This window comes from Neisseria gonorrhoeae, from assembly GCF_013030075.1.
GTDB lineage: Bacteria > Pseudomonadota > Gammaproteobacteria > Burkholderiales > Neisseriaceae > Neisseria > Neisseria gonorrhoeae.
Window position 1 is genome coordinate 481,902 of sequence record NZ_AP023069.1, and the last position, 13,641, is coordinate 495,542.

Sequence of the window (13,641 nt, forward strand, 5' to 3'; positions counted from 1 at the left end):
CAGGGTCTGATTTTTTAAGGGGCAATCTGTTATAATGACGCGTTGCCGCCGCGAGGGCGGCGTGATTCGGACGGCGTAGTTTCTACGCCTTTTGCTTATGGTTTTCGGCATCTTGTGGAATCGTACCGCCTGATGCAGTCTGAACACGGTTGCCCGTGGAGATGCCGCTCTTCGGGTCAGAATATTTATGCTGAAAAAATGGTTGAATAAGATGCTGCCTTCCGGTCGGAGCAGTAAAAAAGCGGAAAGTAAAACGGTCATTCCTGCCGAAAGACACAACATCCGTGCCGAAATGTTGAGCTTTGCCGCCGAAAACGTCATACGCCGCCTGAAAGGGGCGGGGTTTCAGGCTTATGTGGTCGGCGGTGCGGTCAGAGACCTGCTGCTCGGCATCGAACCCAAAGATTTCGATGTCGCAACTGATGCCACGCCCGAACAGGTGCACAAACTCTTCCGCCGCAGCCGCATCATCGGCAGGCGTTTTCAGATTGTCCATGTGATGAACGGTGCGGAGATTATCGAAGTAACGACGTTTCGCGGCGGTGCGAAGGTTCATCAGAACGCGCACGGCAGAATCATGAAGGACAACACCTACGGCAGCATCGAAGAAGATGCGATGCGGCGCGATTTTACCTGCAATGCCTTGTATTACGATCCTGAAAAAGAAGAGATTTTGGATTTCCACAACGGGATTGCCGATGTTGCCGCCCGCAGGCTGGTTATGATTGGTAATGCCGCCGAACGCTATCAGGAAGACCCTGTCAGGATTTTGCGCGCCATCCGCCTGTCGGGCAAATTGGGCTTTGAGCTGTCGGAAGAAACCGCCGCACCGATTGCCGAATCGATATGCCGTCTGAAGCACGAACCTGTGGCAAGGCTGTTCGACGAAATCATGAAACTGCTGTTTTCAGGGCACGCGCGCGAGTGTCTGAAACGTTTGAACGGATTTGACATACCGGACATCCATCCGCTGCTCAATGCTTTGCGCGTTTCAGACGGCATCGCCGGAAAAATGACGGCGCTTGCCCTGAAAAATACCGATGAGCGGCTGCGTGCCGACAAATCGGTTTCGGTCGGTTTCGTACTGGCGGCCCTGATGTGGCCAGAGTTGGACCGCCATTGGAAAAGCAATCTGCAACAGGGTTTGAAACCTACGCCCGCCCTGTCCGATGCAATCAATACGATGCGCGAAACCGTCGAACGCGGTTGGGGCGTGCCGCAACGCTTTTCCGCCACGATGCGTGAAATTTGGATGTTCCAGCCGCAGTTTGAAAACCGCAAAGGCGCACGTCCGCACAAACTGTTTGCACAGGCGCGTTTCCGTGCCGCCTATGATTTCCTGCTCTTGCGCGCCGAAACCGGCAATGCGGACCGCGCACTTGCCGAGTGGTGGACGGCGTTTCAGACGGCATCGGCGGAACAGCGGACGGAAATGACCAAAAACGAGGCCGCCGCCCGGCACGAAAAAAACGAAGGACAGGCGAAAAAACGCCGCCGTCGCAGGCGCAAACCCAAGCCGAAGGTTGTGGGAACGGATTGGGAATAACGGTCAACAGACAAGGAGCAATGAAGTTTCAACACATAGGATGAAGCATAAAGTGCCGATTCATGTATTATTCTGATTTGTAAGGGGCTTCATCCCTGCAAATAAAGTCTGACCCTGCCGCCCGGAAAAAGGATGTCCGGGTGGGCAGGGTTCAAGCAACAAGGAAAAATTGATGAAAAAATGTATTTTGGGCATTTTGACCGCGTGTGCCGCCATGCCTGCATTTGCCGACAGAATCAGCGATTTGGAAGCACGTCTGGCGCAGTTGGAACACCGTGTCGCCGTATTGGAAAGCGGCGGCAATACCGTCAAAATCGACCTTTTCGGTTCAAATTCCACCATGTATGTATGCAGCGTTACGCCTTTTCAGAAGACGTTTGAGGCAAGCGATCGGAATGAAGGCGTGGCGCGGCAGAAAGTGCGTCAGGCGTGCAACCGCGAAACTTCGGCAATGTTTTGCGGAGATGAGGCAATCCGATGCAGAAAATTCGATTGATGTATCGGTTGGACGGATAAAGAAACGGATACGGAGCTTGGCTTCCGTCTCTGTTTTTCTCTGCCCGATTTTCCATGCATCGGGTTTCAGACGGCATTGGAGTGTCAGTCGTGTTCTGCCGATTCGTAGGCTTCGACGATTTTTTGCACCAGAGGATGCCGGACAACGTCTTCGCCGGTGAAGGTATGGAAATACAGTCCTGCCACGCCGTGCAGTTTCTCACGTGCGTCTTTCAATCCCGATTTGATGTTTTTGGGCAGGTCGATTTGGCTGGTGTCGCCGGTAATGACGGCTTTCGCGCCGAAGCCGATGCGGGTCAGGAACATTTTCATTTGTTCGGGCGTGGTGTTTTGCGCTTCGTCGAGGATGATGTATGCGCCGTTGAGCGTCCTGCCGCGCATATAGGCGAGCGGGGTGATTTCAATCAGGCCTTTTTCAATCAGCTTGGTTACACGGTCAAAGCCCATCAGGTCATAGAGGGCATCATAAAGCGGACGGAGGTAGGGATCGACTTTTTGGGTCAGGTCTCCGGGCAGGAAGCCCAGTTTCTCACCGGCTTCGACGGCAGGCCGCACTAAAATGATGCGTTCGACTTGGTGTTTTTCCATCGCATCGACGGCGGCGGCGACGGCAAGATAGGTTTTGCCCGTACCTGCCGGCCCGAGGCCGAATACGATGTCGTGGTCGAGCAGGGCGCGGATATAGCCGTTCTGCCGTGGCGTTCTGCCGCCTATGCTGCCGCGCTTGGTTCGGAAATAATAGGCGTGTTCGTGATTTTTTTCCTGATGCCCGGCATCTTCGGTTTGGGTTTCGACGGCGGCAAGGCGGATGATGCTGTCGTTTAGGTCGCGCGTCTGCGCCGTTTCCAAGAGTTTGAGCAGTGCGCGTTTGCCGGCGTGTGCAAATGCACCGTTGAAGGTAAAATGCTCGAAACGGCGGCTGATATGGATGTCGAGTGCTTTGGCGAGCGAATCGAGGTTGCTGTCGAAAGAACCGCACAGGCGTTGCAGCGTCGGGTTGTCGGTTTCTTCCAAGTGCAGGTGGACGGTATGGGTCATATTTGAATCCGAAGGTTGTTTTGCGTCATTTTAATCTATTTTTCGGGCGTTTTCGCGCCGTGTTCCGCGCCGCCTGACGGAATACGGCAATCAGTCTGCCGATAACGGCATCTTCGCCGAATGTTGCGAGGCAGTCGGTTCTGAGCTGTTCGGCGGAAAAATCGGCATGGTGTTCATATATTTTGAGAAAGGCTAGGACATCGGCATCGTCAACGGAAACGAGGTATCCGTTGCCGTCTGAAACGATGGATTCCGCGCCGCCGCAATGTATGGCGATGACGGGCAACCCTTGCGAGAGGGCTTCGATATAGACCACGCCGAAGGTTTCGGTGCGGCTGGCGAGGATGAAGGCGTCGCTGTTCCTCATCAAATCCAAGATTGCTTCGGGTTGCAGTGCGCCTAAAAATGTAACGGCATGGGCGATGCCCAAGTCTGCCGCCTGCTGTTTCAGCCGCTGTTCTTCCTGTCCGCTGCCGCCGATGTTCAGGCGCAGTTGCGGGCATTGTGCCAACGCCCGGGCAAAAGCAGTGAGCAAGACATCGTGTCCTTTGAGGCGGCGAAGGTGCGAGACGGTGCAGAACACGAAATGCGGTTTGTTATTTTTTCTTTTTATTCAAATGTTTGCTTGAATATTCCACCCGGTATGTTGGGGAGGTACTGCCATTCGCAGCCGTATTTGTGTTGCAGGACGTGTGCGAAATGGCGGCTGACGGCGAGACGTGCGGAGGCGGGCGCCGCTGCTTTTTCCATCGGCTGCCATTGGTGGTGACGGATCAGACCGCGCGTGATGGTGCTGCTGTGTTCGGTTAAAACGTAGGGAATGCCGTATTTTTCGGAAATTTTTTGGGCAAGTATGCCTGCATAGTTCATGCAGTGGGCGTGAATCAGGTCGGGCAGTCCGTTTTCGCGGATGTAGTGTTTGAAGGCTTTCAAACCGGCGCGCACCCAGCGGATGCGGTCGATGTCGATAAACGGAAAGCGGGGAAGAAATACATGCTGCGCCATGCGTAGATGTCCAAACCGCTTTGCCGGTATCGGGCAAAACCGTAAGGACCGGTCAGGATGCTTGCTGTTTCTTTCCGCAGATAACGGAACATGGGGGCGAGGATGGCGGTTTTGATGCCTTTGCGTTGGAGGGCCTGTGCTTGATTTTGGAAAAATATTCCGTCCACATCCTGTTCGGATCGTGGATACCATAAGGGGATGACGAGGACGTGCAACGGTTCGGACATAATATGATTCAGTATCGGAAAGACGGTTATTATAAGGCAGACCGATCGAATATTTAAATTGTTGTCTTATGCTAACGCAATTTAGCGTACCTATATGTTAGATTGGCGGTTTTTCAAGTAAGGATACGGATATGCTGCGTTCTGTTTTGGCGGCTTCCCTGCTGGCGGTATCTTTTCCGGCGGCGGCTGAGGCATTGAATTACAATATTGTCGAATTTTCCGAATCGGCGGGTATCGAGGTGGCTCAGGATACAATGTCCGCGCGTTTCCAGGTGGCGGCGGAAGGACGGGACAAAAATGCCGTCAATGCCGAGTTTGTTAAAAAATTCAACAATTTTACCAGAAAATCGAAAAATGGTAGCTTTAAAACCGAATTGGTATCGCGCAGTGCGATGCCGCGCTATCAATATACCAACGGCAGACGCATTCAAACAGGCTGGGAGGAGCGTGCGGAATTTAAGGCGGAGGGCAGGGATTTTGATGCTTTAAACCGTTTTATTGCTGATGTTCAGACGGATGCTTCGCTTGAAGATACCGATTTCAGCGTGTCGCGCGAACGCCGAAACGAGGTCATCGATCAGGTCAGCAAGGATGCCGTTTTGCGTTTCAAGGCGCGTGCCGAAAAACTGGCGGGCGTTCTGGGTGCGTCCGGTTATAAAATCGTCAAATTGAATTTTGGGCAAATCGGCAGCCATATTGCGGGCGATGGGGCTGTTCGGGCAAAAATGCTGCGCGCGATGCCGATGGCGGCAAGCGTCAATATGAAGGGTACGGATTCAGCCGCACCGGGTGTGGAGGAAATCAGCATCAGCATCAATGGGACGGTTCAGTTCTAACCACGGATAAATAGGTAGATGCCGTCTGAAACCCGACGATAAGGGTTCAGACGGCATTTTGTATTTCAGGCTTTGGGCAGGGTTACGCCGGTTTGTCCCATGTATTTGCCGTTGCGGTCTTTGTATGAAGTTTCACACACTTCGTCGCTCTCGAAGAAGAGGACTTGCGCCACGCCTTCGCCTGCGTAGATTTTGGCGGGCAGGGGGGTGGTGTTGGAAAACTCGAGGGTAACGTAGCCTTCCCATTCCGGCTCGAACGGGGTAACGTTGACGATGATGCCGCAGCGGGCGTAGGTGGATTTGCCCAAACAGACGGTCAGGACGTTGCGCGGAATGCGGAAATATTCGACCGTGCGCGCCAGTGCGAAGGAATTGGGCGGGATGATGCAGCAGTCGTCTTCGACGGTAACGAAATTTTTCGGGTCGAAGTTTTTGGGATCGACGATGGTGCTGTTGATGTTGGTAAAAATTTTAAATTCATTGGCGCAGCGGATATCGTAGCCGTAGCTGGACGTACCGTAGGAGATGATGCGCTGTCCGTCGGCTTCTTTGATTTGGTTCGGCTCGAAGGGATCAATCATGCCGAATTCTTCGCTCATTCGGCGTATCCATTTGTCGGACTTGATGCTCATGGGGTTTCCTTGTTTTTTGCGGTGTTCGGATAAAGCATTGGGGGATGCTGTTTGAAAAACGGGGGGTTATTTGTTTTTGGGCAGTTTCACTTCTTTAATCATGCCGTGTTCGCATTTCATAATAAAAGAGGGTTTCGCCGTTTTGCGAGGCGGCGAACCTGCCGTGTGCCAAGCCTTGTTTGAACGTGCCCGACAATGCCATATTGCGGAATTTGGTACTGTCGGAATTGAACGGCTCGAGAAATACTTCGCGGCCGGCGGCAACGGTATAAACGCCTTGCCCGTCGAATTTGCCGTTTTTGAATGAACCGGTATAACCGCGCCCATCCCGGCAACGCCATATGCCTTTGCCTGAAGGAAGCCCGTCTTTTCCGATCCCGCCTTCGTAGGTGCAGCCGGTTTCCTGATAGGGGCTTAGGACGGCGGTCTGGGCGGGGAGGGCGAACATCATGGCGGGCAGTAGGAATGCGAGATGTTTAAGCATAAGGGTTATTCCATTGGATTTTGGCTGACGGTATAAAAGCCGTCTGAAAAATCAATCTTGCCAGCCGCCCAAATAGGAAACCAGCTCTTCCAACATGGTGCTGACGGATTCCGCCATCAGGATTTGCGAGGCGAAGGCAAGGCCGGCGGCATCGTCGCCGTTGCTTTCGGCTTCTTCCTGCAATACGTCGAGGTATTGGATGCGCTTGAGTGTGAAGTCTTGAGTGAGGATAAAGGCGATTTGTTCGCGCCAAACCAAACCGAGCCGGGTAACGGTTTTACCGTTTTTGACGTGTTGAACCACTTCGTCGGCGGTTAAGTCTTGTTTGGATACTTTGACGACGGGAACAATATCGCCCGTACCTTTGAGTTCGCAATCGCTGTCTAATTCAAAACCGCCTTCGCAATGCCCTTGCAACAGCCAGCCGGTCATCAGGGAAGAGGGCGATTGTTTGGTATTCGGCAGCGAGGCTTCCAAACCTCCCAAAGCTTCGCGCAGCTTGGTCAGGATGTTTTCCGCTTTGGCGGAAGCCGCGTTATTGACGAGCAGGTAGCCGTGGCGGGTGTTAAACACCGCTTCTGTACGGCTGCTGCGGGTAAACGCTCGGGGCAGCAGGTCGTCTGTAATTTGCTCTTTAAGCTCTTGTTTTTCTTTGCGACCGACATTGCGGGCTTCATTGTTTTGGATTTCCGCTACCTTCTCTTCCAAAATATCGCGGATGACGCCGGCAGGCAGGACTTTTTCCTCTTTTTTCAGGGCGACGCGCAAGGTAAAGTCGGCAGGGAAAACGAGTTCGGGCGAAAAAGAAACCGGTGCGGTAAAGCCTTCGCTGAACCAGTCCAAACCTTGGCAATGGGTAAATTCAGCTTCAGCAAGTTTATCGGCAAGTACGTCCGCCTCAGGCAGCTTTTCTTTGTTGAGCGGATAAAAACTAATCTGCTTGAACCACATAATGTTTCCTATTGTTTGAAATGTCGGGAATTATTTGCTGAATTGTTTTTTCACACTGACTTTGGTTTTCTTCTTGAAGCGGTTTTTCTCTTCCTTTCGGCCTTCGCGTTTCTCAATACGGTTGCTCAGGCTGACGCGGCGCAGCGGTTTTTTCTTCGGTTTGTCTTCCGCATTTTCATACGGGTTTTCCGAAACATTGTATTGAATCCGCAACGGCGTGCCTTGCAGGTTGAAGGCTTTGCGGAAGGTCTGGGTCAGATAGCGCGTATAGCTGTCGGAAATCGCGTGCAGCGAATTGCCGTGTACCACAATCACCGGCGGATTCATGCCGCCTTGGTGGGCATAACGCATTTTCGGACGCACCAAGCCGGCACGCGGCGGCTGTTGGCGTCCGACGGCGGTTTGCAATACGCGCGTGATTTTCGGCGTCGGCATCTTAATCATCGCCGCGTTGTAGGCAGCTTGAATGCTTTCAAACAAACCGTCTATACCGCGCTCTTTCAACGCGGAAATAAAGTGGAACTTGGCAAAATCGAGGAAATACAGTTTGCGGGAAATGTCGCGTTTCACTTGTTCGCGCCGCTCTTCGCTGATGCCGTCCCATTTGTTGACGGCAACTACCAGCGCGCGTCCCGCTTCCAAAGCAAAACCGGCAATCGTCGCATCTTGGTCGGCAATGTCCTGTTGCGCGTCCAATACCAAAACAGCAACGTTTGCCGCTTCAACCGCCTGCATAGCTTTGATAACGGAGAACTTTTCCACCGCTTCATCCACTTTGCCGCGACGGCGCACGCCTGCGGTATCGATGATGGTAAACGGTTTGCCTTCGCGCTCGAAATCGATGTGGATGCTGTCGCGCGTTGTGCCTGCCATATCGAAGGCGATGACGCGTTTTTCGCCGAGAATGGCGTTAACCAGCGTAGATTTGCCGACGTTCGGACGACCGATAACGGCAAAAACGGGATGTTTTGCATCGGCTTCTTCGGCTTCAGGCTCGGGGAAGTTTTCTAAAATTTCTTCAATCAGGTAATACACGCCGTCGCCGTGCGCGCCGGAAATAACGTGCGGCTCGCCCAATGCCAGCTCGTAAAACTCGGCGGCAAGTACGGCCCTGTCGCCGCCCTCGCCTTTATTCACGGCCAAATAAACGGGACGCGGACTTTGGCGCAAACGGTCGGCAATAATCTTGTCTTGCGGTGTTAAACCGGTACGGCCGTCCACCAAAAACACAACCGCATCGGCTTCATCGACAGCCTGCAAGGTTTGTTTTGCCATTTCGTGCAAAATGCCGCTGTCCACAACCGGCTCGAAACCGCCGGTATCGATGACAAAATAAGGTTTGCTGCCGACTTTGCCGTGTCCGTAATGGCGGTCGCGGGTCAGACCCGGCAGGTCATGCACGAGCGCGTCTTTGGTGCGCGTCAAACGGTTGAACAAGGTAGATTTGCCGACGTTGGGGCGGCCGATAAGCGCGATGGTTGGTTTCATGATTGGGTCTTTCTGTGTCAAGTGCCGTTCGGTAGAACTGAACACGAGCAGGTGTCCGTTGGGACACGGCGGATGGTTTTACGGGAATTGCCGTAGGATGGGGTTGTCTGAAATGCCGTCTGAAGAGAGAGCGGCATTTCAGACGGTATTTATTTCAGCGAATCGAGTTTCATTTGAAGCAATTCGCGACCGACAGAATCTTGAGGCATTTTTTCCAAAGCCTGTCCGTAGTTTTTTAAGGCTTCCTGGCTTTTTTCCTGTGCGGCATAAACATCGCCTTTAGTTTCCATCAGCAGGGGGGCGAAGTCCGCCTCAACCGGCGTGTCGAGTGCGGCAAGCGCGGCATCGTATTTTTTTTGTTGCAACAACACAACGCCCAGACGCTGCGCCGCCAACGCCTGAATCAGGCTGTCTTTTTGGTTGGACAACACCCATTTCAAATGACCTTCGGCAACATCGTAACGCTGCGCGTCAAATTCGGTTGCCGCCGCCATCAGCGTGGCTTGGGCGGCGGAAATGGAATGGGGGTAGCTTTGTTGGAGCTTGGACAGTTCGGCATTGATTTCGCTTTGCGGGGCTTTGTTTTGCGCCTTTTCCACGATGTTTGCCAGCACCGCCGCCGCTTCCTGATTTTGGGAAGCCGCACGGTTTTGGTAAACCGTGTATCCCAAGTAGCCGAGTGCCGCCAAAATCAGCAGGGCAAACAGCCATTTGCCCGTGGTTTTCCAAAAATATTTAAAGTTGTCTAACTCTTGTTGTTCTTCGAGATGGGCTGCCATTTATGCGTTCTTCCATTGTTGTAAAGTATCTGTCAAATCGGTGGCGGAAACGGTTTGCTGACCGTGTGCGCCGTTCATGTCTTTGAGCGTAACGGTACCGTCCGCCAGTTCGTCTTGCGCGACAATCAGGGCAAAGCGCGCGCCGCTGTTGTCGGCTTTTTTCATTTGCGCCTTCAGGCTTTGATAGCCGGAATGCTGCATTACATTGAAACCTTGCGCGCGCAAGGCTTGTGCGTATTTCATCACCTGCAAGTCCGCCCCTTCGCCTTGGTGCATTGCATAGACATCAGGCGCGGCGTTCACTTCCAGCGAACCGTATTCGCTCACCAAAAGCAGCAGCCGTTCGATGCCCATCGCAAAGCCGATGGACGGCGCAGGCTTGCCGCCGAGTTCTTCAATCAAACCGTTGTAACGTCCGCCGCCGCACACAGTCGCCTGTGCGCCGAGTTTGTCGGTCGTCCACTCAAAAACCGTCTGATTGTAATAATCCAAACCGCGAACCAAGCGCGAATTTTCAATATATTGAATACCCAAACCGTCCAACATCGCCTTGAAGCGTGCATAGTGGTTTTGCGAAGCCTCGCCCAAGTAATCTACCAAACGCGGCGCGGCATTGCAGATTTCCTGCAAATCAGGGTTTTTCGTATCCAAAACGCGCAAAGGATTGGTTTTCAGACGGCGTTTGCTGTCTTCGTCCAGTTGCGCTTCATAGCGGGTCAGATATTCAACCAATGCCGCACGGTGTGCCGCGCGTTCCTCACGGTTGCCCAAGCTGTTGATTTCCAAAGTCAGGTATTCGCGAATACCCAATTTTTCCCACAAGTCGGCAGACATTGCGATGATTTCCGCATCAATATCCGGCCCTTCAAAACCCAAAGCCTCGATACCGACCTGATGAAATTGGCGGTAGCGTCCTTTTTGCGGACGCTCGCGGCGGAACATCGGCCCCATATACCACAGCTTTTGCGGGCTGTTGTACAGAAGGTTGTGTTCGACCACCGCACGCAGACAAGAGGCCGTACCTTCGGGACGCAGGCTCAAACTCAAAGAATCGTTTGAATCGGAGAAGGTGTACATTTCCTTGCCGACTACATCGGTTTCCTCGCCGATGGAGCGGACAAACAAACCGGTTTGCTCGACAATCGGCGTACGGATTTGCTGATAACCGTAAGCTCGCGTCCAACGGTTTACCGTATCCTCAAACGCCTGCCAAAACACAGCCGTGAGTTTGAAATCTTTTTGCCCGACAGGCAGAAGGTCGTTCATGCCTTTGACGGATTGGATTTTTTGTGCCATTTCAAAAAGGGGGTGCTGAAATCAAATTGCGGGCGATTATAGCGGATTTTTAAGGGCTTGTGAGGATGGAGATGGTTTGCGGACGGGTAAAAATGCCGTCTGAAACAGTTTTCAGACGGCATTTGACTTACTCTGCGCGCCCTTGCCTGATTTGTCCGACTGCAAACTCCGTCTGCCGCTTGGGATGATGTGTGAAAAACAATTTATTTGAAATCGCCTCCGCTTTTTTCGGCACGACCGCCAAAATCTTGCCTGCCAAATTTCCCTCACGGGTTTGCCAAGCCTCCAAAAACTGCGCCCTGCTCATCGAAACATGACCCGGCGACGGGTCGGCAAGCAAAACCGTATTGCCATCCACTCCGCGCAATACCGAAAAATGGTCGTCTTTGCGGTATTTCAGATACACGATGACGGGGATTTTCAACTGCGCGAGCTGCTCGAAAGACAGGGCATAGCCCTTCGCCTCAAAACCCAAATCGGGCATAATGCGCCGCATATCCTCAAACGACGCGCGCATCTGTTCCTTACCCAGTTTTTCCAACACTTCTTCTTCCGTCAGCTTTTGCCCGTAAAAATTGTTCAAAAGTGTCGCCACCGAAGCCGCCCCGCAGGAAAAATCCAAATCCTGCTTTACAATATTGAAATCCCGCCGCGCTTTCCAGCTTTGTATTTTGACTTTGCCGTAGGCTATGGGGTTTTCTTCCGCAAAGGGAAAAGAATGTGCACAAAGCGGCAGGGCGGCGGCGAGGAGCAGGGAAGCGGCAAACCGCCTTTTTTGTTCCATCAAAATCCTCCTGAAAGGCTGCCTGAAATTTCCAAGCAGCCTTTTTGTTTGCTTATTAATCGGATAGTGCGACAAATATAAAGTGGGCGGCAATCATTGCCGTAGCGGCAGCCATAACTGTTTTATTTTCTTCAAACCAAAGCGAGTTGAGAAACATAAACATCAAGAAATATGATGGTTCTTCAGTTTTGCCGCTGCTTTCTTGAGTCAGAAGATAAAATATGGATATGGCGGTTATGCCGATTGCTGCTTTTATTAAAATATATTTGTTCTTCATCATCTTGTATGGTTTTTAATGCAAGTTTCAACAATAAAATTCGGAATAAGATAGAGAGATGTTGATATATCGGATAAATATATAGTGGATTAAATTTAAACCGGTACGGCATTACCTCGCCTTAGCTCAAAGAGAACGATTCTCTAAGGTGCTGAAGCACCGAGTGAATCGGTTCCGTACTATTTGTACTGTCTGCGGCTTCGTCGCCTTGTCCTGATTTAAATTTACTCCACTATACAAAACAATCAAGAAACGATTGGCGGTATGTATAATCTTGAATTTTGTTTTTTGATGAAATTAAAATAATGAAATATATGGTAAACGTTACAACGGAAGCCTTAGCCTCCCGATTGCAGTATTTCAATTCCAAGATGGATGCCGCATAGAAGATAAAATACTCAAATGGTTTTTTAGCGGCTTAAATATCTTATTTAATCTTATTGATTGTTTTTCCAATGGTTTCTGCAATCAATAATAAGAAATAGAATAATAAACAAACAGAACATGAAAATAAAAATAAATCTTTCATTATCCCAGTAATAAAATTCCAAAGATTTTCCTTATTTCCATCAACAATAAAAATTATCAGTTCATGAATAAAGAATACTGCAAAGAAAATGCTTCCTGCCGTTAGGGATATTTCTAACCTGCTTATTTTCCCTTCACTGTATTTACCTGATAAATAGCCTAAAAAGCTGCAATCAAATCATCTATTTTAAAAATTTCTGTAAAAACAGGTAATGCCTTTAATTCATTACCTGTTTTGCCATTATTTATCTATGATATAAGCGTCTCTTACCCTTCAGCCTCTTTGGGAAATCAAAGCCTGCTTAGAACGTATGTTGCACACCCAATTTCAATAGGTAAATCAGATTGCAAATCCAGCAATTTGAATATTGTCATTGTTCCGTGCAAAAGGAATCTTTATTGATGTGTTGTGTACTGGGTTTCAGCTTGGCTTTTTAGATAATCTTTTCACAAGAGCATACATCAATACTGTCCAAAAAAAAGATTTGATAAATATATTGCAACATATTTTATTCCACCTCCATCCGAAACAGAAACCAATATATTTTTAATTAATACATAGCTGATTATTACATTTATTATTCCTATAATATATAAGGATCTTGCCAAAATTTTTTTTGATTTTATTTTAGGAATATCTCTTATCCATGCTAAAATACAGCCCAATGTCGAAAAGAAAATAACAGCAAACACTACCTTACCTCCTCTCACTTCCAACCAAACCGATAGCAGGTTTGGTTGGAAGTTGGTTTATTTATTATTTAACGGCGAATGTCAGTGTTCTTACCCGTAGAACCTGCATAACCAGTTATGCCACCAGCAACAGCCCCCACTGCTACACCTCGCATACCATTAATCAGAATTCTTCCTATTTTTTCGAATCCACTATTTCTTCCAAAGATGCAGCAAACGCAGGTTGAGCCTAGACCCAATCTACGTTTGCTGCCGCATCTGATCCCTATTGTTTCTTATCCTTACATCTTCCTGCCTTGTCAATCAAATAAAGACAGAAGACTATACAAAAACTGACCGACATACTGAAAATACCTATCCCCTTCCATGCAATCTCCGCACCATTGACCCAATAGATCAGACTGAGAAACAACAAAGCCACAGTATAAATCAACGTAAAAAATATAGCGTAAAGCGCAATAAAGGGAACTTTTATCTCACGGTTGTTTTTTATAATATATTCAGCAACTTGATTTCCGAATATACCTGATAAAAAATATAGTATTAGATCATCCATTTCGT

General features: G+C 50.1%; 14 protein-coding genes and 3 pseudogenes. 3 read left to right on the forward strand and 14 right to left on the reverse strand.

The window, feature by feature from the left end; translation table 11 throughout:
- Positions 1 to 187 precede the first annotated feature (187 nt).
- Positions 188 to 1,546, forward strand: a complete 1,359-nt coding sequence (locus tag HT085_RS02490; protein WP_003687853.1) for a polynucleotide adenylyltransferase PcnB — start codon at positions 188 to 190, stop codon at positions 1,544 to 1,546.
- A 172-nt stretch (positions 1,547 to 1,718) separates the two neighbouring features.
- On the forward strand, positions 1,719 to 2,042 hold the full coding sequence (locus tag HT085_RS02495) for a hypothetical protein (protein WP_003687855.1): 324 nt from the start codon (positions 1,719 to 1,721) through the stop codon (positions 2,040 to 2,042).
- Between the two features lie 104 nt (positions 2,043 to 2,146).
- Here HT085_RS02495 and HT085_RS02500 read toward each other — a convergent pair whose 3' ends face one another.
- From HT085_RS02500 to HT085_RS11665, 4 genes are read right to left on the reverse strand one after another with little or no spacing between them, the layout of a single operon-like run.
- Positions 2,147 to 3,100 carry a PhoH family protein gene (locus tag HT085_RS02500; protein WP_003690870.1) on the reverse strand — a complete coding sequence of 318 codons (954 nt, stop codon included), beginning with the start codon at positions 3,098 to 3,100 and terminating at the stop codon, positions 2,147 to 2,149.
- Between the two features lie 25 nt (positions 3,101 to 3,125).
- The gene (locus tag HT085_RS02505) at positions 3,126 to 3,683 is read right to left on the reverse strand and encodes a glycosyltransferase (RefSeq protein WP_012503466.1); all 558 of its coding nucleotides are present in this window, start codon (positions 3,681 to 3,683) and stop codon (positions 3,126 to 3,128) included.
- 26 nt (positions 3,684 to 3,709) lie between these two features.
- Entirely contained in the window at positions 3,710 to 4,105 is a 396-nt protein-coding gene (locus tag HT085_RS02510) for a glycosyltransferase (protein WP_020996794.1), read from the reverse strand.
- Positions 4,030 to 4,332 (reverse strand): hypothetical protein, encoded by a 303-nt coding sequence (locus HT085_RS11665; RefSeq protein WP_003694948.1) that lies wholly within the window; start codon positions 4,330 to 4,332, stop codon positions 4,030 to 4,032. Before HT085_RS11665 ends, HT085_RS02510 begins: the two co-directional genes overlap by 76 nt.
- 131 nt (positions 4,333 to 4,463) lie before the next feature.
- Here HT085_RS11665 and HT085_RS02515 point away from each other — a divergent pair, with 131 nt between their 5' ends.
- Entirely contained in the window at positions 4,464 to 5,168 is a 705-nt protein-coding gene (locus HT085_RS02515) for an SIMPL domain-containing protein (RefSeq protein WP_003687861.1), read from the forward strand.
- Between the two features lie 65 nt (positions 5,169 to 5,233).
- Here the strand turns inward: HT085_RS02515 and dcd are convergent, their stop codons facing one another.
- The 10 genes and pseudogenes from dcd to HT085_RS02565 all read right to left on the reverse strand — a co-directional run bounded on the left by dcd (position 5,234) and on the right by HT085_RS02565 (position 13,080).
- Positions 5,234 to 5,800 carry a dCTP deaminase gene (gene dcd / locus HT085_RS02520; RefSeq protein WP_003687863.1) on the reverse strand — a complete coding sequence of 189 codons (567 nt, stop codon included), beginning with the start codon at positions 5,798 to 5,800 and terminating at the stop codon, positions 5,234 to 5,236.
- Positions 5,801 to 5,866: 66 nt separating this feature from the next.
- A pseudogene (locus HT085_RS02525) lies at positions 5,867 to 6,284 on the reverse strand (hypothetical protein).
- A 51-nt stretch (positions 6,285 to 6,335) separates the two neighbouring features.
- Positions 6,336 to 7,235: a recombination-associated protein RdgC gene (locus HT085_RS02530; RefSeq protein WP_003687870.1), complete on the reverse strand. Its 900-nt coding sequence runs from the start codon at positions 7,233 to 7,235 to the stop codon at positions 6,336 to 6,338.
- A 30-nt stretch (positions 7,236 to 7,265) separates the two neighbouring features.
- The gene (gene der / locus HT085_RS02535) at positions 7,266 to 8,723 is read right to left on the reverse strand and encodes a ribosome biogenesis GTPase Der (protein WP_010357432.1); all 1,458 of its coding nucleotides are present in this window, start codon (positions 8,721 to 8,723) and stop codon (positions 7,266 to 7,268) included.
- A gap of 149 nt (positions 8,724 to 8,872) precedes the next feature.
- Positions 8,873 to 9,502 carry a YfgM family protein gene (locus tag HT085_RS02540; RefSeq protein WP_003690875.1) on the reverse strand — a complete coding sequence of 210 codons (630 nt, stop codon included), beginning with the start codon at positions 9,500 to 9,502 and terminating at the stop codon, positions 8,873 to 8,875.
- Positions 9,503 to 10,798, reverse strand: a complete 1,296-nt coding sequence (hisS, locus tag HT085_RS02545; RefSeq protein WP_003690876.1) for a histidine--tRNA ligase — start codon at positions 10,796 to 10,798, stop codon at positions 9,503 to 9,505.
- 127 nt (positions 10,799 to 10,925) lie between these two features.
- Positions 10,926 to 11,582, reverse strand: coding sequence for a C39 family peptidase (locus tag HT085_RS02550; protein ID WP_012503469.1), 657 nt, complete (start codon positions 11,580 to 11,582; stop codon positions 10,926 to 10,928).
- Positions 11,583 to 11,637: 55 nt separating this feature from the next.
- Positions 11,638 to 11,862, reverse strand: coding sequence for a hypothetical protein (locus HT085_RS02555; RefSeq protein WP_003690877.1), 225 nt, complete (start codon positions 11,860 to 11,862; stop codon positions 11,638 to 11,640).
- Positions 11,863 to 12,286: 424 nt separating this feature from the next.
- Positions 12,287 to 12,573 (reverse strand): annotated as a pseudogene (locus tag HT085_RS02560) (hypothetical protein).
- A gap of 235 nt (positions 12,574 to 12,808) precedes the next feature.
- A pseudogene (locus HT085_RS02565) lies at positions 12,809 to 13,080 on the reverse strand (hypothetical protein).
- Positions 13,081 to 13,641: the final 561 nt, after the last annotated feature.